19 protein-coding genes and 1 pseudogene are annotated in these 19,627 nt (G+C 74.0%); 6 read left to right on the plus strand and 14 right to left on the minus strand.

The window, feature by feature from the left end:
* Positions 1-52 precede the first annotated feature (52 nt).
* Together WQ56_RS08315 and WQ56_RS08320 are read right to left on the minus strand one after the other, a co-directional pair.
* Positions 53-856 (minus strand): exodeoxyribonuclease III, encoded by an 804-nt coding sequence (locus WQ56_RS08315; protein WP_047136629.1) that lies wholly within the window; start codon positions 854-856, stop codon positions 53-55.
* A 322-nt stretch (positions 857-1,178) separates the two neighbouring features.
* Entirely contained in the window at positions 1,179-2,234 is a 1,056-nt protein-coding gene (locus tag WQ56_RS08320) for a cytochrome-c peroxidase (protein ID WP_047136700.1), read from the minus strand.
* 148 nt (positions 2,235-2,382) lie between these two features.
* On the opposite strand from WQ56_RS08320, the gene pyrE reads away from it, so the two are divergent.
* The 4 genes from pyrE to WQ56_RS08340 all read left to right on the plus strand — a co-directional run bounded on the left by pyrE (position 2,383) and on the right by WQ56_RS08340 (position 5,777).
* Positions 2,383-3,042: an orotate phosphoribosyltransferase gene (pyrE, locus tag WQ56_RS08325; RefSeq protein WP_047136630.1), complete on the plus strand. Its 660-nt coding sequence runs from the start codon at positions 2,383-2,385 to the stop codon at positions 3,040-3,042.
* Between the two features lie 32 nt (positions 3,043-3,074).
* Positions 3,075-3,722 carry a hypothetical protein gene (locus tag WQ56_RS08330; protein WP_047136631.1) on the plus strand — a complete coding sequence of 216 codons (648 nt, stop codon included), beginning with the start codon at positions 3,075-3,077 and terminating at the stop codon, positions 3,720-3,722.
* Positions 3,723-3,871: 149 nt separating this feature from the next.
* A complete protein-coding gene (locus tag WQ56_RS08335) occupies positions 3,872-4,666 on the plus strand; it encodes an undecaprenyl-diphosphate phosphatase (RefSeq protein ID WP_047136632.1) in 795 nt (264 codons plus the stop codon).
* A 280-nt stretch (positions 4,667-4,946) separates the two neighbouring features.
* Complete coding sequence (locus WQ56_RS08340) at positions 4,947-5,777, plus strand: META and DUF4377 domain-containing protein (protein ID WP_047136633.1); 831 nt, start codon at positions 4,947-4,949, stop codon at positions 5,775-5,777.
* An 84-nt stretch (positions 5,778-5,861) separates the two neighbouring features.
* Here the strand turns inward: WQ56_RS08340 and WQ56_RS08345 are convergent, their stop codons facing one another.
* The 11 genes and pseudogenes from WQ56_RS08345 to WQ56_RS08385 all read right to left on the minus strand — a co-directional run bounded on the left by WQ56_RS08345 (position 5,862) and on the right by WQ56_RS08385 (position 16,055).
* The gene (locus WQ56_RS08345; protein WP_047136634.1) at positions 5,862-6,479 is read right to left on the minus strand and encodes a YbhB/YbcL family Raf kinase inhibitor-like protein; all 618 of its coding nucleotides are present in this window, start codon (positions 6,477-6,479) and stop codon (positions 5,862-5,864) included.
* A 34-nt stretch (positions 6,480-6,513) separates the two neighbouring features.
* Positions 6,514-8,583 carry a tetratricopeptide repeat protein gene (locus WQ56_RS08350; protein WP_047136635.1) on the minus strand — a complete coding sequence of 690 codons (2,070 nt, stop codon included), beginning with the start codon at positions 8,581-8,583 and terminating at the stop codon, positions 6,514-6,516.
* 366 nt (positions 8,584-8,949) lie between these two features.
* Positions 8,950-9,942 (minus strand): annotated as a pseudogene (locus tag WQ56_RS08355) (alpha/beta fold hydrolase); the annotation flags it as partial.
* 59 nt (positions 9,943-10,001) lie between these two features.
* Positions 10,002-10,805 (minus strand): lysophospholipid acyltransferase family protein, encoded by an 804-nt coding sequence (locus WQ56_RS08360; protein ID WP_047136636.1) that lies wholly within the window; start codon positions 10,803-10,805, stop codon positions 10,002-10,004.
* Positions 10,806-10,860: 55 nt separating this feature from the next.
* Entirely contained in the window at positions 10,861-11,277 is a 417-nt protein-coding gene (locus WQ56_RS08365; protein ID WP_047136637.1) for a hotdog fold thioesterase, read from the minus strand.
* Between the two features lie 137 nt (positions 11,278-11,414).
* Positions 11,415-11,579: a hypothetical protein gene (locus tag WQ56_RS18620; RefSeq protein ID WP_156170445.1), complete on the minus strand. Its 165-nt coding sequence runs from the start codon at positions 11,577-11,579 to the stop codon at positions 11,415-11,417.
* Between the two features lie 53 nt (positions 11,580-11,632).
* Positions 11,633-11,782, minus strand: a complete 150-nt coding sequence (locus tag WQ56_RS18625; RefSeq protein WP_156170447.1) for a hypothetical protein — start codon at positions 11,780-11,782, stop codon at positions 11,633-11,635.
* A 522-nt stretch (positions 11,783-12,304) separates the two neighbouring features.
* Complete coding sequence (locus WQ56_RS08370; protein ID WP_047136638.1) at positions 12,305-14,251, minus strand: phospholipase D family protein; 1,947 nt, start codon at positions 14,249-14,251, stop codon at positions 12,305-12,307.
* A complete protein-coding gene (locus WQ56_RS08375; protein WP_047136639.1) occupies positions 14,251-14,814 on the minus strand; it encodes a YceI family protein in 564 nt (187 codons plus the stop codon). Before WQ56_RS08375 ends, WQ56_RS08370 begins: the two co-directional genes overlap by 1 nt.
* 86 nt (positions 14,815-14,900) lie before the next feature.
* Positions 14,901-15,377, minus strand: coding sequence for a histidine phosphatase family protein (locus tag WQ56_RS08380; protein WP_047136640.1), 477 nt, complete (start codon positions 15,375-15,377; stop codon positions 14,901-14,903).
* A gap of 45 nt (positions 15,378-15,422) precedes the next feature.
* On the minus strand, positions 15,423-16,055 hold the full coding sequence (locus WQ56_RS08385; protein ID WP_047136641.1) for a ParA family protein: 633 nt from the start codon (positions 16,053-16,055) through the stop codon (positions 15,423-15,425).
* A gap of 175 nt (positions 16,056-16,230) precedes the next feature.
* Here WQ56_RS08385 and WQ56_RS08390 point away from each other — a divergent pair, with 175 nt between their 5' ends.
* On the plus strand, positions 16,231-16,617 hold the full coding sequence (locus WQ56_RS08390) for a BlaI/MecI/CopY family transcriptional regulator (protein ID WP_047136642.1): 387 nt from the start codon (positions 16,231-16,233) through the stop codon (positions 16,615-16,617).
* Positions 16,618-16,620: 3 nt separating this feature from the next.
* Positions 16,621-18,489 (plus strand): M56 family metallopeptidase, encoded by a 1,869-nt coding sequence (locus WQ56_RS08395; protein ID WP_047136643.1) that lies wholly within the window; start codon positions 16,621-16,623, stop codon positions 18,487-18,489.
* A 37-nt stretch (positions 18,490-18,526) separates the two neighbouring features.
* On the opposite strand, the gene WQ56_RS08400 is transcribed toward WQ56_RS08395, so the two are convergent.
* Positions 18,527-19,570: a hypothetical protein gene (locus WQ56_RS08400; protein ID WP_156170449.1), complete on the minus strand. Its 1,044-nt coding sequence runs from the start codon at positions 19,568-19,570 to the stop codon at positions 18,527-18,529.
* Positions 19,571-19,627 lie beyond the last annotated feature (57 nt).

A 19,627-nucleotide genomic window follows, 5' to 3' on the forward strand; every position in this document is an offset into this window, starting at 1 on the left:
GTGAAGGCCCGCCAGATCGAAGGCTTGCCGGAGCTCGCCGGCGCGGCGGCACTCACGCGCGGTAGTCCACGACCAGCGGCGCGTGATCGGAGAAGCGCGGCTCGGCGTGGACGGCGGCGGCCTGCACGCGGTCGCGCAGCGAGGGCGTGACGAACTGGTAGTCGATGCGCCACCCCACGTTGTTGGCGCGTGCCGCGCCGCGATTGCTCCACCACGTGTACTCGGCGGCCTCGGGCCGCAGCACGCGCAGCGCGTCGAGCCAGCCGGTGTCGGGCGCGTCGCACAGGCCGTCGCCACAGGCATCGGCGATCAGGCCGTTGAGCCAGGCGCGCTCGGGCGGCGTGCAGCCGGAATTCTTCTGGTTGCTCGACCAGTTGCGGATGTCGTTGCGGCTGCGCACGATGTTCCAGTCGCCGCACAGCACGTAGTCGCGGCCGCTGGCGAGCCATGTATCGAGGATCGGGCGCAGCCAGGCCATGACCTCGAACTTGAAGCCCTGGCGCAGTTCGCCCGACGAGCCGGACGGGATGTAGAACGACACCACGCTCAGGTTGCCGAAACGCGCCTCGATGTAGCGGCCTTCCTCGTCGAACGGCGCCCAGCCCAGCGCGGTGCGGACCTCGTCGGGCTCGCGCCGGGCGTAGATCGCCACGCCGCTGTAGCCCTTCTTGGTCGTCGCATCGCGGAACCAGGCCTTGTAGCCAGCGGGCAGGAACTCGGGGCCGGCGAGCTGATGTTCCTGGGCCTTGGTCTCCTGCACGCACAGCACGTCGGCGTTTTGCGCCGCGAACCAGTCGAAGAAGCCCTTGCGGGCGGCCGAGCGCAGGCCGTTGGCGTTGAAGCTGATGATTCTCATGGCGCGAAGGGTAACCGACGCACGGCCGCCGGTCCGCACGATCGTCGCTTTGCGGGATCTATCTCCCCCGCGCACGGGAAGAGGTCGGTGAAGTTGAACCCTGCGGCGTAGTTCGGTGCCACCTCCCCCGCGCGCGGGGGAGGTCGACGCGCGCAGCGCGTCGGGTGGGGGCACGGGCCCTGCGCAGCCAACCTGCCCCCATCCCAGCCTTCCACCCGTGAAGGGCGCAATGCCCCGCACGCGGGGGAAGGAGCAAAACATCGCTATCCGCACGCGGACGAAGACGCAAAACGCGTCGCTGCGCCCTGCATGCGACGCGCGCCTACTCCGGCCGGGGCGTCGTCGCCGTGCTTGGGGGCAGCAGCGGATAGCCGACGTCGGGCTGGCGGCCGGTCAGCGTGCGCAGGAACGCCGCGATCGCGGCCGCCTCGGTCGCGTCGAGCTCGCGGCCGAGCTGGCTGTTGCCCATGATCGCGACCGCCTGCTCCAGATCCCAGACCTGGCCGCTGTGGAAGTACGGCGCGGTCAGTTCGACATTGCGCAGCGGCGCGGCACGGAACACGTACTCGTCGCTGGCGGTCTGGGTGACCGCGAAGCGGCCCTTGTCGGCCTCGGGCAGGATCTCCGAGCCCGGACGCGCGATGACACCGAACGGGAAGTACGCCTGGCCGCCGAAGTTGGCGCCGTTGTGGCAGGCCGCGCAGCCGCTGTCGACGAACAGCCGCAGGCCGCGGCGCTCGGTCGCATCGAGCGCGCCGTCGTCGCCCTCCAGCCAGCGGTCGAAGCGCGCGTGCGGGGTCACCAGCGTGGTCTCGAACGCCTCCAGCGCCAGCGCCATGTTGTCGAAGCTCACTGGCGCGGTGTCGCCGGGGAACGCGGCGGCGAACAGTTCGACGTAGCGCGGCAGGCTCAGCAACGTCTCGACCACGCGCTCGGGCGTGCTGTTCATCTCCACGCTCGCCTGCACCGGTCCCTTGGCCTGCTCGGCGAGGTCGGCGGCGCGCCCGTCCCAGAACTGCGCGGCGTTGAACACCGCGTTGAACACCGTCGGCGAGTTGCGCGGCCCGCGCTGCCAGCCGTGGCCGATCGAGACCGGCACGTTGTCCGCGCCGCCGGTGCCGATGTTGTGACAGGTGTTGCAGCTGATGATGTGGCTGCGCGAGAGCCGCGGCTCGAAGAACAGCATCCGGCCGAGCTCGACCCGCTCGGCGCTGACCGCGACGCCACGGATCTGCGACGGCGCGTCGCCGACCGCGCCGAACAGCGCCGTGGCGATCGCGCGCAGGCCGTCGTCGTCGCGCTGCGCGAGTGCCGCGCCGCCGGCGCCCAATGCGAGGGCGACCGCGGCCGCCAGTCCAAGTGTCCACGTCGTGCGCATCGCGCCGCTCCCCAGCAGTCCGAATGACGATCCGAGGATGCGCGACGCGACGACGGGCGGCATTGATCGAGCGCAATCGCACGCCGGCGCGGCCCGCCGGGCGCGTTGCCTTACCATTTCCGCTTTCCGTCTCCATCCCAGGCCGCCGATGTCCGACCACCGCACCCGCTTCCTGCAGCTCGCCCTCGACGTGCAGGCGCTGCGCTTCGGCGAATTCACGCTCAAGTCCGGCCGCGTCAGCCCGTACTTCTTCAACGCCGGGCGTTTCGATTCGGGTGCGGCGCTGGCGACGCTGGCGCGTTGCTACGCCGACGCGCTCGACGCGGCCGCACTGGACTTCGACCTGCTGTTCGGCCCGGCTTACAAGGGCATCCCGCTGGCGAGCGCGCTGGGCGTGGAGTACGCGCGGCGCGGCCGCGACCTGCCGGTCGCGTTCAATCGCAAGGAAGCCAAGACCCATGGCGAGGGCGGCACGCTGATCGGCGCGCCGCTCGACGGGCGCCGGGTGCTGATCGTCGACGACGTGATCACCGCCGGCACTGCGATCCGCGAGGCGCTCGGGCTGATCGACGCGGCCGGCGGCCGGGTGGCCGGCATCGCGATCGCGCTCGACCGCCAGGAGCGCGTGGCCGACGCCGACCCGCGCTCGGCCGCGCAGCGCGTGGCCGACGAACAGGGCGTGCCGGTCGTCGCGATCGCCGGGCTCTCGGACCTGCTTGCGTTCGCGGGCGGAAACGCGACACTGGATGCCGAACGCGATCGCCTGCTCGCCTACCGGGCCCGATACGGGAGCGGCCCGGCGCGCTGATCGCGCCAGAGCGACCGGGGGAGGGGGACACGATGACATCGCAGGCACGTCCGGTCGCCGTCGCGCTGCTGTTGGCCGCCACCGTGGCCGGCGCGCAGGCGCCCGCGCCCGAGCGCAAGGTGTACTGCTGGGACGAAGACGGCCGCCGGGTCTGCGGCGACGCCCTGCCCGCCTCGGCGGTCAATGCCGCCCGCACCGAGATCGACGCGCGCAGCGGGCTGCGCACTGCCGAGATCGCGCGCGCGCCCACGCCCGAGGAGCGCAGCGCGGCCGATGCCGCCGCGGCGCAGGCGCAGCGCGAGGCCGAGGCCCGGGGCGCGCTGCAGCGCCGGGAGCTGGCGATGGTCGAGTCCTACGCCACCGAGGCCGACCTGCGCCGCGCCTACGGCGAGCGCATCGTGCTGGTCGACGAGGCGATCAAGACCTCGCACCTGGGCATCGCCAATCTGCGCACCAGCCTGGTGTCGCTGCTGCGCCAGGCCGCCGAGCTCGAACTGCAGGACAAGCCGGTGGGCGCCACGCTCGTCGCGGGCATCCGCGCCCAGCGCGCCGACCTGCAACGGCAGGCCGCGGTGCTCGAGCAGCAGCTCGGCGAACAAGCCGCGCTCGGCGGCGACCTGCGCGCGGCGCTGGCGCGCTATCGCGAACTCAAGCAGCCTGCGGCGGCGGTGCGCGACTAGCAGCGCGGGCCGGCCCCCACCCGGCGCGCTGCGCGCGCCGACCTCCCTCGCGAGCGGGGGAGGCGAGCAAGTCCGCACTGCGCGGGTTTGGTCCCGTCGGGACCGGGCGCGTATGCTTGCCCGCCCCCACCGCTGCACCGCGAGCCCCTGTGTCCGACCCGATTTCCGCCCTGCTGCTCGGCATCATCGAGGGGCTCACCGAGTTCCTGCCCGTCTCCAGCACCGGCCACCTGCTGATCGCCCAGCACTGGCTCGGCGCCCGTTCCGACTTCTTCAACATCGTCATCCAGGCCGGCGCGATCGTCGCGATCACGCTGGTGTTCCGCCAGCGGATCTGGAGCCTGACGACCGGCCTGCGCGAGCGCGCCAACCGCGACTACGCGATGAAGCTGGCGCTCGCGTTCCTGGTCACCGCGCTGGTCGGCCTGCCGGTGCGCATGGCCGGCTGGGAACTGCCCGAGACGGTGACGCCGGTGGCCTGGGCGCTGGTGATCGGCGGCGTGTGGATGATCGTCGCCGAGCGCCTGGCCGAGCGCCGGCCCGACCGCACCGACGTGACCTGGACGGTCGCGGTGCTCGTAGGCCTGGCGCAGGTCGTGGCCGGCGTGTTCCCCGGCACCTCGCGCTCGGCGGCGGCGATCTTCATCGCGATGCTCGCAGGGCTGAGCCGGCGCTCGGCGGCGACCGAGTTCGTGTTCCTGGTCGGCATCCCGACGATGTTCGCGGCCAGCGCCTACGCGTTCCTGGAGCTGTGGCTCGACCAGGGCCTGGGCGAGGAGGCCTGGGGCGACGTCGCGATCGCGTTCGTCGCGGCGATGGTGACCGGCTTCGTCGTCGTCAAATGGCTGCTGGGGTACATCAAGGGCCACCGCTTCACCGGGTTCGCGGTCTACCGCATCGCGCTGGGCATCGGGCTGCTGCTGTTGATGCCGTCGGGGGGCTGAGGCGGCTATCGGGAGGGCCCGTGCCCCCACCCGGCGCCTGTCGGCGCCGACCTCCCCCGCGAGCGGGGGAGGTGTGAGATCTGTGCGGTGCACGCGAGGGGCGCGCGCCGCAGGCGTGGGAGGTGGTACGTGCGACCTGGCGTGGAGGACACCGCAGGCTGGGAAGTGATGCGCGAGCCTGTAGTGACGGACACCGCCGGCGCAGACCGGCGTCCACGGGCGCATGCGGGCGGGGCGGTTAAGCTCGCGGCATCCGTCCGATCCGATTGAGGAGCCCCCGATGCGCCGTGCGCTGCCCCTGCTGCTGCCGTTCGCCCTGATCGCCTGCTCGCCGACCACCACGCCGCCGGACGGGGCCTCGACGCCGGACGCGCAGAGCGCCGCGGCCGCGCTGCCCGACGCCGCGCCGGCCGACCACACCGCCACGCTCGGCGCCTACCACTGGCGATTGGTGGATGCGCGCTCGGGCACCGGCGCGGCGATCGACGGGCTGCTGGCCGAGGGCGGCGAGCCGCTGCAGCTCGATTTCCGCGACGGCGGCGTGCAGGTCCGCAATGCCTGCAACCGCATGAGCGCCAACGTCGCGCTCGACGACGACCGCATGACCGTCGACCAGGTGATCTCGACGCTGATGGCCTGCCCCGACGAGCGGCTGGCGACGCTCGAGCGCGAGATCGGCCAGCGCCTGCCGGGCACCCATCGCCTGGCGATCGCGGCGGGCGAGCCGCCGCGGCTGACGCTGCAGCTCGACGACGGCGACGTGCTGACGTTCGACGGCGCGCCGACGCCCGCCACGCGCTATGGCAGCGAGGGCGAGCAGGTGTTCCTGGAGATCGCGCCCGAGCGCGTAGCCTGCAGCCATCCGCTCATCCCCGACCAGCGCTGCCTGCAGACGCGCGAGGTGCGCTACGACGCCGACGGCGTGCGCGTGCCCGACGACGACGCGCCATGGACGCCCCTGTACCAGGAGATCGAGGGCTTCACCCACGAGGACGGCGTGCGCAACGTGGCGCGCGTGCAGCGCTTCGACCTGCGCGACCCGCCAGCCGACGCGCCGGCGCAGGCCTATGTGCTGGACATGGTGGTCGAGTCGGAGACCGTCGCGCGCTGACGGCGCGACCTCGATCCGGGTGCGCCGGCCGACGCGCCCGGCGCCCCGATCATCGATCAGACCCGACGCCGCGGTGCGCTGGCCTCAGGCCGGGGGCGCGCCCGGATGCAGCGCATAGCTGCCCCACACCGTCGCCTCGGCCAGCACGTGGCCCTGCATCGCGCGCTGCACGTCGGCGGCGGTGAAGCGGTCGGGCACGTCGAGGCGCGCGACGTCGAGCGCGAACAGGCGGAAGAAGTAGCGGTGCGTGCGCAGGTCGTTGGGCGGCGGATACGGACCGTCGTAGCCGAACCAGTCGCCGGCCATGTCCGGATCGCCGGCGAACCAGCCGGTGTAGTCGTTCAGGCCCTGGCGCGCGCCGTCCGGGCCGGGCGGCTGTCGCTTGCCGCCGCGGGTCACGCCGTCGCTGGCGCTGCCCTCGGCGATCGTGCGCAGCCCGGCCGGCAGGTCGACGACCGCCCAGTGCACGAAGCTGCCGCGCGGGTGCTCGACCGGGATCTCGACGTCGTCGCGGCCGGCCAGCGCGGGGTCGGTCGGTGCGTCGGGATCCAGGCACAGCAGCGCGAACGAGCGGGTGCCCTCGGGCACCTCGTCCCAGGCCAGGTGCGGGTTGCGGTTGCCGCCGAAGCCGTCGGGCGCGCCGGCGGCGAAGGCGGCCGGGATCGGCTGGCCGGGTGCGAAGCTGTCGCTGTGGATGCGCATGATGTCGTCTCCTGCGTGGCGGGAATCGGGGCGGTCAGGCCTGCGGGTAGCCCAGGCGCACCGCGACCGGGGTCAGCGCGGCGATCGGCCCGCCCAGTGCCTGCGCATACGCGCGCCAGCGCCCGGCGGGCAGACGGTCGGGGCCGAAGGCCTGCGGCGGCGGCACCGGGAAGCCCTCGACGCCCAATGCCTCGCCGAGCGCGGCGGCGAACGCCATCGGGTCGGCCGCCGGGGCGTCGATGCGCACGACGGTGACCGGCAGCAGTTGCTGCTCGAGCAGGTCGGCCAGCTGCGCCAGGTGGCGCGCCAGCCAGTCGGCGGCGGCCTGGGCATCGTCGACGCGCATCGTCAGCGCGGTGCCGAATGCCAGCCATTCGATCAGCATGTCGCGCGGATCGCGCAGCGCCAGCAGCAGCCGCGCCTGCGGCAGCTCGGGCCGCAGCGCCAGCAGCCAGGCGTTGTCCCACCACGGCAGCCAGTCGACGATCGCGCCGTCGCCGGCGTCGCGTGCCGGCAGCTGGGTGCGCCAGCTGTCGACGATCTGGCGGGCGGTGAACTCGCCGGCCGCGAGCCTGGCCGGCACGCCGGTGTCCTGGAACGCATCGGCGACCGGGCCGGCGAAGCGGTCGGCACGGAACTGGCGCACGACGTTGCGCAGGATGCCGGCGACGCGGTCGACCTGGGCGCCGGGCGGGCCGTAGAGGAACACCGCCGGCGGCTGCGGCGCCAGCGGCTCGGCGACCGGCGGCCACTGCGCGGGAGCGGCGGTCGGCTCGGGCGGCGCGCTCGCCGCGGCGCTGGCGTCGGCGCTGACTGCCGTCCAGGTCGCGACGGCGTCGGCGTGGCGGCCGGCGGCGTCCTGGGCCAGGCCGACCCAGCGGCGCAGCATCAGGCGCGCAGCGTCGTGCGCGGTCGCCTGCAGGCCTTGCGCGAACGTCACCGCCGCGGCCGGATCGCGCGCGAGCAGCTGGTTGAACAGGAATTCGTTGGCCGCGCCATGGCCCGGCTGCAGCGCGGTGACCGCGCGCGCCACCGCTTCGGCCGCCTCCATGTCGCCGGCGCCGGTCTCCAGCGACAGCCGCGCCTGCAGCGCCGGCAGGTGGTCGGGACGGCGCGCGTTCCAGCGCTCGACGATGCCGCGCGCGGCCTCGCCCGCGAACGGCTCGAACGCCAGCCGCGCCAGCCACAGGTGGTCGTGTTCGGGCGCGGCGGCAAGCGCGGCGTCGAGCGTGCCGCGGGCCTCGTCCGCCGCATCGGTCGCGCCCCACAGCTGGACCAGCGCGTTGGTCGCGCGTCGCGACTCGGGATGCGCGGCGAATGCGGCATGCAGCAGCGGCGCGGCGCGCTCGGGGCGCCCGGCCTGCAGCTCGAGTTCGCCACCGAGCGTCTGCCAGGCCGGCGTGACCTGCGCCGGATCGGCGAGGAGTTCGGCGATCACGTCGGCGGCATCGGCCGGACGGCCCTGCTGCAGCACGATCTGCGCCAGCAGCCCGCGCAGCGGCGCCTGGCCGGTCTTCTCGATCACGCGGCGGAACGCCTGCTCGGCGAACGCCAGGTGCCCGGCTGCGAGATAGCCGAAGGCGAGCGCATGCAGCACCTGCAGGTCCTCGGGCGCCTGGCCGGAGGCGTGCGACAGCAGGCCCAGCGCGCGGTCGTGGTCGCCGCGGCGCGAGGCGATCGCGCCGGCGAGCATCGTCGTCCACGGGTGTTCGGGCGCCACGCGCTCGGCCAGCTTCTGCTGCTGCTCGGCCTCGTCGAGATCGCCGCGGCCGATCGCCATCTGCGCGCGCATCACGTAGGCGCCGAACTGGTTGGGATCGAGCGAAACGGTCTGCGACAGCGCCGCCTGCGCGGCCTCGATGTCGCGCGCGTCGAGCAGCATGCCGGCGCGCAGGAAGTGCAGCTCGGCCTCGTCGGGCGCATCGGCGATCGCGGCATCGATCGCCGCCAACGCGCCGTCGCGGTCGCCGGCCGTGCGCAGCGCGAGCGCGGCAGCGCGCAGCAGGCCGGCGTCGCGGGGCGCATCGGCCAGCGCCTGGCGCGCGAGGGCCGCGGCTTCGTCGTGGGCGCCGCGGCGCAGGGCATCGAGGATCTGTTGCTGCATGCTGGTGCCGGCGCGAAGCCGTCCGTCTGGCTGGGCCGGGCATTGTAGCGGGCCGTCTGCCGACGGCCGGCGCCCGTGCCCCCACCTGTCGCGCTGCGCGCGCCGACCTCCCCCGCGATGCGGAGGAGGTGATCTTTACAGCGACGATGCGCGTCTCCTGCCCCGCTCCGCAGGGCATTGCGGCCTTCACAGGAAGGTGGGGATGGGGGGCGCTTGGTCGGGAAGGTCCATGCCCCCACCCGTCGCGCTGCGCGCGCCGACCTCCCCGCGACGCGGGGGAGGCGATCCGCGCGGCGACGCTCAGCCGGCGCCGGACGCCATGTCGGCGCCGATCGCGCTCGCCAGCCGCGTCCGCGTGCCGGCTTCGCGCGCGGCCGCGGCATGCGCCTCGAGGCGTGCGGCGACCCAGCGTTCGGCGAAGCCGTCGAGGCGGGCGTCGAGCAGAAAGCCGCAGTGCCCGCCCCAGCGGCTGAGCTCGATGCGCGCATGCGCCGGCAGCGCCAGCGTGTGGAACGCGTCGAGCGGGATCACCGGATCGTCGGCCGCCATCAAGATGTCGGTCGGCACCTGCAGGCCGGCCAGGCGGTCGCCGGCGACCGAGTAGCCGTCGAAGTAGTTGTCGAGCGTGCCGAAGTCGGTGTGTGTCTGCACCAGCCATTCGGTCAGCTCGCGCATGCCCAGCCGCAGCGTCGCATCGTCGAAGACGTGGCGCTCGGGGAACAGGTCGCGCTTGCGCCGCAAAGAGGCGCGCCACGTGCGCTCGAAATGGCGCAGGTACAGGCGATGCCCGCGCTCCATGTAGGCCATCGTGCGCGCCGGGTCGACCACCGGGCACACCGACGCCACGCCGGCCAGCTGCAGGCCGGCGGCCGGCGCGCGCAACGCCAGGCGCAGCACGAAGTTGCCGCCCAGCGAATAGCCGGCCGCGAGCATCGGCCGCGCCGGGAAGCGCCGCGCCACGTCGAGCGCGGCGTGCACGACCTCGTCGATGCGGTTGGAGTGGAAGATCGCCTCGTTGAGGTGGTGGCTGCCGCCGTGGTCGCGGAAATTCAGCCGGAACACCTCGTAGCCGCGCTCGAGCATCTTCGCGGCGGTCAGGCGCATATAGCTCGATTCGGTGCTGCCCTCCCAGCCGTGCAGCAGCAGCGCCAGGCCGCGCGGTTCGCGCCTGGGTACCACCGAGTGCAGACCGTGCAGGCGCACGCCGTCGCCGCCGTCGACCAGGTGCTCGGTGGTGACGGCGCCGGTCGCGGCCAGCAGCCGCGCGCCGTGGCGGCGGCGCCACGGACTGCTGCCGAGCACGGTCTGCAGGTGCGGACTGCGCAGCCAGGCCGGCGGCACGTAGTCGCTGCCGCGCAGGCGGCCGTCGGGGCCCGGCGGCCGGTCCGCATCCGCCGTCGACGACGGATGCGCCGCGGTCATCCCGCCGCCCCGAGCGCGGCGACGATGCGCTCGCGCGAGACCTCGGCGATCCGCCGTCTGCCCTCGCCTTCGCCAGGCAGGATCGGCTCGAGAAACATCACGTCGGCCTGCCGCGGCGGTTCGCCGAGCAACCGCAGGAAGTTGGCGAAGAACGACTCGCGCTCGCCGAACGCCACGACCGTCTGCGCCGAGCCGCCGGCGCCGTAGCGCAGCGCGACCGGCTGCACCGCCACGTTGGCCTCGACCGCGGCCAGGAAGATGCGCGCATGGAACGGCCCGACGTGCGTACCGCCGCGCGTGCGGCCTTCGGGGAACACCGCGACCGGGCGCCCGGCACGCAGCCGCGCGAGCATCTCCTGCAGCACGCCGCCCAGCGATTCCTGGCTGCCGCGCTGGTGGAAGATCGTCTCCCCGCGCGCGGCCAGCCAGCCCACGACCGGCCAGCCGGCGATCTCGCGCTTGGCGACGAAGCCCATCATCCGCTGGCTGTGCAGCGCGACGATGTCGACCCAGCTCACGTGGTTGGCGACGAACAGCGTGGCGCCGGGCAGCGGCGTGCCGATCCGGCGCATGCGGAAGCCGAATACCCGCATCAGCCCGCCCTGCCACCAGCGGATCATGCGGTGGTCGACCCGCTCGCCGTCGCGCAGCGTGCGCGCGCCGATCGGCGGCAGCATCGACAGCAGCACGAACGGCAGGTGCACGAAAACGTGCCACAGCAGCATCGGCACGCGATACGCGTAGCGCAGCGCGCGCGCGGACGTGCCGCCGGCACCGGCATGAACGGGGGAGGTCGTCATGCGCGCACCATACCCAAACGCGGCGCGCGCCCGCCACTGCCGGTCGGCCCCGCGCTCACGGCTTGGGGATCACCGCCAGCGTCAGCCGCGAGGCGCAGACCAGTCGGCCGTCGGCGTCCTCGATGCGGATGTCCCACACCTGGGTGCTGCGGCCCACGTGCAGCGCGCGCGCGGTGCCGGTGACCGTGCCGCTGCGCACGCCTCGCAGGTGGTTGGCATTGATCTCGATGCCGACGACGCCGCAGCCCTGCGGCGCGGCCAGGCCACCGGCGGTGCTGCCGATCGTCTCGGCCAGCAGCGCGGAGGCGCCGCCGTGCAGCAGCCCGTAGGGCTGGTGGGTCCGCGCATCGACAGGCATCGTCGCGCGCAGGAAATCGGGGCCGATCTCGGTGAAGACGATGCCGAGCGTGGCGATCGCGGTGTTGGCCGACAGCGCATTGAGCTGCTCGACCGTGGTGTCGCTGCGGAACATGCGGCGCGGAACTCCGGACGGGAACGCGCCAGCTTAGGCCGTTCCGCGGCGCGGCGCATGCACCGGAGCGTTGCGGCGCGCCGGGCTCGACGCAGGGCCGGATCGCGGCCTGCCGTGCGCGCCGCGGCCGTAGCAACTCAGGCGAAGCGGAAGCGCGTCGGCAGCGATCCGGCGTCGCGCCCGCGCAGGCCGGCGCCGGTGCGACGGGAGGCGCCCTCGGGGCGGGCATCGCCGCGGGGCAGCGCGGACATCGGGGCGAGACGGGCGGCGGCGGCGTGGACGATGGCGTGCATGCGGGTCATGGGGGGATCCTGTTCGACGGCAGGTGGAAGGTGGGCAGTCGGGCGATCGGGGGTCAGGCGACGCGGAAGCGGCTGGGCACCGAAGACGACTGGTTGTAGCTGCGCGGCGTGCCGTAACTGCTGCTGCGGCCGTAGCCGACGCCGAACGGACGGGCATAGGCGGCGGCGTCGGCGGTACGGGCGGGGGCGGTCTGGGTCTGCATGGCGTGCTCCGGTTCTGGTGTGATTTGGTGTGTTGGTAGACTACAACACCACCGTTCGATAACACCATGTGCCGGAGGTCATAGCGGGTCCACCGCCCTCGACTGTTCAGTATTTGTTCATTTTAAATTAGGCCGATGTGCCCTGCCCGGCCCGCACTTCGCGCAATCGCCGATGGCCGGATCGGATCTTGGGCCCGCAGAGTGAAAAAGGCCGACGCGGAGAACGCGCCAGATCCGACGCCGGACGCGACCAACCAACTCGCGCCAGTTCCCTCCCCCGACCCGCGGGGGAGGTCGGCGCGCACCGCGCACCGCGCGCCGGGTGGGGGCACGGGCTTCGCGCAGAAAAGCCGCCCCCATCCCAACCTTCCCCCGTTTCACGGGGGAAGGGGCCTAAGGCCATCACCGCACGCAGTCACCTCCCGCGTGCGCGGGGGGAAGGGGCCGAAAGCGCGCATCCCAACCTTCCACACGTAAAAGGCGCAATGCCCCGCAAGCGGGGAAGGGCTCACCAGCGACCCGCTACAGGATCGGCACCAGTCCCGCGCCGAAGGCGGTCGAGATCCGGGTCAGGATGCTGCGCCAGCCCAGGCTGACCTCGGGAAAGTCGCCGACCGGGGTGTAGCAGGCGCGAAAGCCCGGCGCGTCGGGCGGCAGAGGCGCCGGGCATCCGGGCCCGGGCTGGAACTCGTAGCTGGTCGCGTAGCGCGTGGGCCACAGGTCGAACACCGGCAGCCGCTCGGACACCTTGGCCATCGTGTAGTCGATGCCGGAGAAGAACGGCGGCTTGTCGCGCCGGGCGATGGTCCACGAGTTCGCCGGGGCGATGTCGCGCCGGATGCTCGCCGCCAGCCGCCGCGCGAACGCGGCGTCCTCGATGACGATCGCGCTCTCGGTGTTGAGGGTGTCGCCGCGCGGGTCGAAGTTGTGCGTGCCGACGACACCGACCCGGTCGTCGACGACCATCGACTTGGCGTGCAGCCCGACGCGCACGCCGGCGCGGTTGAGCGGCACGCGCCGGTTCACGCCGATGCCGGCGTAGCGCAGCGCCGAGTATTCGCGCGTCAGCGGCGGCGCGCTCTCGGGCCGCGTCGCCAGCGCCTCGGCGCGCGTCGTCGCCGCGCCCTCGGCGCCGCTCTCCTCGATGTTGACGCTGCCATCGGCATTCCATGAAATGCCGACCGCGCCGGTGGCCTCCAGGTCGATCGGCGCGTCCTCGGGGAACGGCTTGTACTCGTAGATGTGGAAACCGAAGTCGCGCAGGTGCCGGCGCTTGTACTTGTACGACAGCGCGTAGGTGATGAAGGAATCGGTCGCCGCCAGGCTGTTGGTGGAGACCGTGACCTGCGGCGGGTCGGGCCGCTCGCGCAAGGTCTCGAAGACCTGCTCGGCCGGTTTGGACAGCACCAGGTACGGGGTCTGCAGCAGCACGCTCTCCTCGGCCGATTCGATCAGCGCGCGCAGCCGCGGCGTCGCGGCGATCGCGGCCTGCGCGCGCTCGCGGTCGCGCCGGTGCTTGGTGGGCAGGTCGCCGATGAACTCGACCTCGCCCACCTCGAGCGCGGCAGCGGCCAGGCGCTGCTGCACGAGCACCGCGTCGGCGGCATCGGCCGACACCGAGGCGACCCGCTCGGGGCGCGCGTAGTCGAGGAACGAGACCTCCGGCACGCCGCCGCGCAGCAGCTGCCGGCCGACGTCGGTCAGCTGCTCGACCGGCATGCTCAGCGGCGCCTGCCAGAACGCCTCGAAGTTCTCGGCCATGTCGGCCACGACCGGGCCGGCGATGAGGATGTCGCGATCGCGGAAGTTGAAGCTGTCGTTCCAGTCGAAGTAGTCGTCCTGGTAGTTGCGCCCGCCGGTGATGCCGACCACGCCGTCGACCAGCAGCGCCTTGCTGTGCATGCGCTGGTTGAGGCGGCGCCAGCAGCAGGCCGCGGCCAGGGCGTAGCGCGGATAGCTGATGCGCGCGCGGCCGAGCACGGGGTTGTAGATACGCAGCTCGAAGCCGGCGTGCGCACCGGCCAGCGCCGAGAGCGTCTCGACCGTGCGCAGCGCCGAGAGCTGGTCGACGAGCAGGCGCACGCGCACGCCGCGGCGGGCGGCGGCGAGCAGTTCCTCGAGCACGAGATGGCCCGAGTCGTCCTCGTCGAAGATGTAGGTCTGCACGTCGAGCGTGCGCTGCGCGCCGCGGATCAGGTCCAGCCGCGCGATCAGCGCGTCCTGTCCGTACTCGAGCAGCAGCGCGGCGTGGCGCGGCGCCTCGGGCGCGCTGCGCGCGAACGCGCGCACGCCCAGTTCGCGCAGCGGCGACGGCGTCGCGCAGGCGTCCTCGCGCTCGCACACGATCGTGGTGTCGCGCGCCTCGACCGCGATCTGCGCCGCGCGCTCGCGCTGCGCGGGCGTGAGCGTCGCGCAGGCCGCGGTGGCCAGCGTCGCGGCCAGCAGCAGGGCACGTCCGGCCAGGCGCATCAGGGTCGATCCACCGCCCGGATCCGCAGCGTGAAGCGGACCTGGTCGGACAGCGCGTAGCCCCAGCGATCCATCGCGTAGCGGCTGCGGCGCACGTCGCCCTGCCCGACCACGTCGCAGTCGACGGCCGGACGCGCGCAGGCGGCCGGCGCGATCCGGAACGTCTCGCGCTGGGCGATGCCGCGGATGCTCAGCACGCCGGTCAGCTCGCCGCCGTCGCGCACGAGCTCGGGCGGATAGGGGTCGGACACGAAGCGGACCTCGGGATGGCGCTCGACATCGAAGAAGCCGGCGCCGCGGGTGATGCGGGTGTAGCTGCGGCTGCCGACGATCTCCACGCCGCCGGTGGGCAGCGTCAGCCGCACCTGGTGGCGGCCGTCGGGCAGCACCGCGATCTCGCCGCGCCAGTCGTCGAAACGACCGTCGAGCTGCTGGCCCCAGCGCGTGCGCAGGTGGAAGCCGATGTCCGACCGCGTCGTGTCGAGGACCAGCGCGCGATCGTCGTCGGCGAGCGCCGGCGCGGCCGCCAGCGCCGAGAGCCAGAACCCGGCGGGCGCGAGCATCCGCAACCACGGGCCGACCGGCGATGTCGCCCCGCCGCTGCGCGCCCCGCGTCCCCGTGCCGACGGCATCGCCCGCGACGCGGCGGCTACGGCCACCAGAACGCCGACAGGTCGGCGACGCCGGGCTCGACCGCGGCATCGTCGCGCAGGCTCAGCACCGCGATGCCGGCCGGCGGCATGCCGCGGTAGTCGCCCGACTGGCCGCTGTGCAGCAGCGCCGCGAGCCGTTCGAGGCCGGGGTTGTGGCCGACCAGCAGCAGCCGCCCGACCTCGCGGTGGTCGTCGACCAGGCCGGCCAGCGTGCCGGGCGTGGCCTCGTAGATCGCCGGCTCCAGGCGCTGGTCGACGTAGCCGACGACCCCCAGCACCGCCTCGAGCGTCTCGCGCGTGCGCCTGGCCGGCGAGCAAAGCACGCAATCGGGCACCAGCGCCTTGTCGCGCAGCCAGCGCCCGGCGGCCTCGGCCTCGGCCAGCCCCTCGGCCGACAGCGGGCGGTCGATGTCCGCCTGTCCCGGCAGCGCGGGGTCGGCGTGGGCGTGGCGGAGCAGGATCAGTTCGCGCATGGGCGTGGGCGGTCTCTTGGGTCGGGGTCGGCGATCGGCGCGCGGCTACTTCTTCAGCCACTTCAGCAGCGGCGCCCAGTCGGCCTGATGCTCGCGCACCTGCGCCGAATGGTAGTCGAACAGGCTGCGCCCCAGCCCCGCGAGCATCACGTAGGCCTGGCTGTCGCGCAGCTGCGCGACCACGGGGTAGGGCCACTGCGCGAGCAGCTCGACGGCCTGCTGCGACGCGTTGGTCCAGGGCCGCAGGCGGTTGGCGACCAGGCCCACACGCGTGCTGCCGCGGCGCACGCCCGGGTGCCGGGCCAGCGTGTTGAGGAAGCCCACCGTCGCGTCGATGTCGAGCGCAGACGGCAGCACCGGCACGACCACCGCGTCGGCGGCCTCCAGGTAGGCGTCGAGGTCGTCGGCCATCGCGCCGGCCGCGGCGTCGACGACCACCCGCGTCGTGCCCTCGGGGATCGCCGCCAGCACCTTGCGGTGCCGCGCGCTGCCGTCGATCGGCAGCACCGCGCTGTCGAGCCCGGCACGGCGCTCCGCCCAGCGCGTGGACGAGTGCTGCGGGTCGGCATCGATCAGCACGGTCGATTCGCCGGCCAGCGCGGCGTGCGCCGCCAGATGCGTGGCGATCGTGGTCTTGCCGACACCGCCCTTGGAACTGGCCACCAGCACGGTCTTCATCGACGTCTTCCGCAGGTCCGCTCGACGTCCAGCGTACACCGGGGCGCGGACACGCGTGCGGCAGGCACCACGACCGATGCCGAAGTCCGGCGCCGCCCCTGCCATCGGTCATGCTTGACGACAGCTGTCGTCACACCTAGCCTGGCGACATCTGTAGTCAAGCCGGGAGCGGACGATGGCCAGAGCGACGATCGGGGACCAGGAGCTCGCGCTGCTCCAGTCGATCGGGCAGCAGGGGGAGGCGACGGTCGGCGAGGTGGCCGCCGGCTTCGGCGAGGCGCGCGGCCTGGCGCGCTCGACGGTGCTCACGATGATGGAGCGGCTGCGCGCCAAGGGCTACCTGCGCCGGCACCGCGTCGACGGCGTGTACCGCTACGCGGCCACCCGCGGCGAGGACGACGTGGTGCAGGGCGCGGTCGCGTCCTTCGTGGAGAAGACCCTGCAGGGCTCGGTGAGTCCGTTCGTGGCCTTCATGTCCAGGCGCGGCAAGGTCAGCGACGACGAGCTGGCCGAGCTCGAGGCGCTGGTCGCGCAGCTGCAGTCCGGCCGCGGAGAGGACTGACCCATGGACGCGACGATCATGCTGCTGCTCGAACGCCTGGCCTCGACCGGCCTGCACACATTGCTGTTGGCCGGCCTGGTCTGGGCCCGGTGCCGGTGGCTGCCGCGGCTGTCGGCGGCGACCCAGTGCTGGCTGTGGTGGCTGGTCGGCCTGCAGGCCGTGCTCGGCCTGGCCGTGGGACCGCTGGCGCTGCCGTGGCTGCCGGCCGCGCCGGCGATGGGGCCGGCGATGACGGCCCCTGGCCTGCCCGCTGCCGGCGTGCTCGTCGTCGCACCGATGCCCGAAGCGACCGTGCCCACGTGGCCGGCAGCGGTCGCGGCGCTGTGGGCCGCCGGCGTGCTGGTCACGGCCCTGGGGACGCTGCGCGGCTGGCGCGACGTCCGCGCGACGGTGCGGGCATCGCAGGCCTGTACCGACGCGTCGCTGGCCCAGGCGCTGGCACTGGCCTGCGAGGCCCATGGCCTGCGCCGCGTCCCCGCGCTGCGGATCTCCACGCGCATCGATTCCCCGCAACTGGTCGGCGCGCTGCGCCCGGTTCTGCTGCTGCCCGCACCGGCGGCACTCGATGGCGACGAACTGGACATGGCGCTGACCCACGAGCTGGTGCACCTGCGCCGCGGCGACCTGTGGCTGGGCTGGATCCCGGCGCTGGCGCGCCACCTGCTGTTCTTCCATCCCCTGGTGCATCTGGCCGTGCGCGAGTACGGCATCGCCCGCGAGGCCGCATGCGACGCGGCGGTAGTCGCCGGCGACGGCCGCTGCCGGCACGGCTACGGCCGCCTGCTGGTGCGCCTGGGCGTCTCGCCCGGCCGGCCGGCGTGCCTGGCCAGCGCATCGCCGACCTTCCTGAGCCTCAAGCGGAGACTGACCATGCTGCAGAACACGTCCAGTTCCTCGCGCCTCGGCGCATCGCTGTTGTTGATCGCGGTCGCCGTCGCCGGCGTGCTGCCGCTGCGGCTGGTCGCGGCGCCGGCCGTGCCCGCGGCACCCGCGGTCCCGGTCCCCCCCGCCCTGCCGGCGCCGCCGGCCGCGCCGGGCCGTCCCGTCATCCCGACGACGCCTGCAGTACCGCCGGCGCCTGCGCATCCGGCGACGGCGGCGACGATCCCCGCGGCGCTCGATCCGGCGGAGATCGCCGACATCGCCGCGTCGGCGGCAGAAGCGGCGGAAGCGGCGCTCGCTTCGGTCGACATCGCCGAGATCACGGCCGCCGCCACGACCGAGGCACTGGCCGCCGCCGCGCCGGCGATCGCGTCTTCGATCGCCTCGGCGACCACGGTCACCACCGGCCGGATCCACCTCTCGGACCGGACGTCGCAGGCCTATGTGCGGACCCGCGGTGGCGCCGATTACGTCATGAGCGGTTCGACGGCCGATTTCGAGGAGGCCAAGGCCCGGACCGGCGGCGGCGACGCGCTGTGGCTGCGCCGCGGCGACGATCGCTACCTGATCCGCGACCCCGCGACGCTGCGCCGTTTCGACGCGCTGTTCGAGCCGGTGTCCCGCCTCGGCCGCGAGCAGGGGGAACTGGGCGCGCAGCAGGGACGCCTGGGCACCGAGCAGGGCCGCATCGGCGCCGAACAGGGCGCGCTGGGCCAGCGGCAGGCGCGGCTGGCCGTCGCCGCCGCGCAACGCGCCCGGGCCGGCCCGGACGCCGTGCCGGCGTCCGAGCGCCGCGAGCAGGACGAGATCGCCGCCCGCCAGCGCGCGCTCGGCGAACGCCAGCGGGCGCTGGGCCAGCAGCAGGCCGAACTGGGCCGCCGCCAAGGTGCGCTTGGGGAACGCCAGGCAGAAGCCAGCCGGCAGATCGAAGCGGCGCTGCCGCGTCTGGTCGACGACGCGCTCGCGGCCGGCAAGGCGCAGCGGCTGTAGCGGAGACGGCCCCGCCCCCGGCCGGCCGCGACGCCGTTCACTGCCGCGGAGGCTGCCAGCCCGCCGGCGGCGTCGGCGACACGCCGGCCTCCTGCAGCACGCGCTCGACCAGCGCGGCCTCGGTGCGGATCGACGGGTCGGCGAGCAGGCGCACGAACTGCGCGGCGCCGTCGCGCGGCTGCGACGCGGCGATGCGGCCCCACTCGAGCATCTGCCAGTCGAGCGTGCGCCGGCGCGACTGCGCCTCGGCGCCTTCGGCCGGCGTGGCGGCGGTGCGCGCGAGCAGGTCGAGGCCGACCATGCGGCCGAGCTGGGTGTCGGCGGTGTCGGCCATCAGCGCGCCGACATGGCGGCAGTCGCGCACGCGGGCGGCGTCGCCGCGCAGCGCGGCCGGGTCGCAGCCCTGCAGCAGCGGCGCCAGGCCCGGCGGCGCGACCGCGGCCCACAGCGACATCGCGATCGTCGCGGCGTGCTCGTCCGGCACGTAGTCGCCCGCGTCGGCCAGCGCGGCGCGTTCGGCCGCGGTCGGCGGGTGGCGCAGCAGCGCCGCCTGGATCCAGCGCACCTGGTCGAGCATGTGCAGGTCGAAGCGGCGGGCGCCACGCGCATCGGCCAGCAGCGCCGCGACGCCGCCGCCGCGGTAGAGCAGCGGCGCGAGGTTTTCCGGGTCGCCGCCGAGCCAGCGTTGCGCGGCACGCAGGCGAAGCTGGGTGTCGCCACCGGCCATCAGCAGCGCATTGGCGAGCGCGTCGTCGCCGGCCTTGTCCGCGGCGCTGCGGCGCCAGGCCTCGACCTGGGCGTCGGCCGGGACCGGCACCGACGGCGTGTCGCCGTCGAGCGGGGCGTCGACCGGTGTCGAGGCTGCCGAGCGCAACATGGCCGCCAGGGCGAGTTCGCGCGGTTGCCCGCGCTCGGCGAGTGCGGCGGCGCTGCGCTGCAGCCAGTCGGTCCAGGCACGCTGCTCGGCGGCCGACGTGCCATCGTCCTGCGGCGCCTCGTCGAACCGCGCGTACGGCGCCTGGGCCTGTGCCGCGGGGACGGCGAGGGTCGCGAGCAGAGCCGCGATCAGCAAGGGTCGCATCGGGGACTTCCGGGTTCCGGGCATCGGGGGAGGATACGCGGTGCGGTGCCCTGGGAA

The sequence above is a fragment of the Luteimonas sp. FCS-9 genome, assembly GCF_001014645.1.
Classification (GTDB): domain Bacteria; phylum Pseudomonadota; class Gammaproteobacteria; order Xanthomonadales; family Xanthomonadaceae; genus Luteimonas.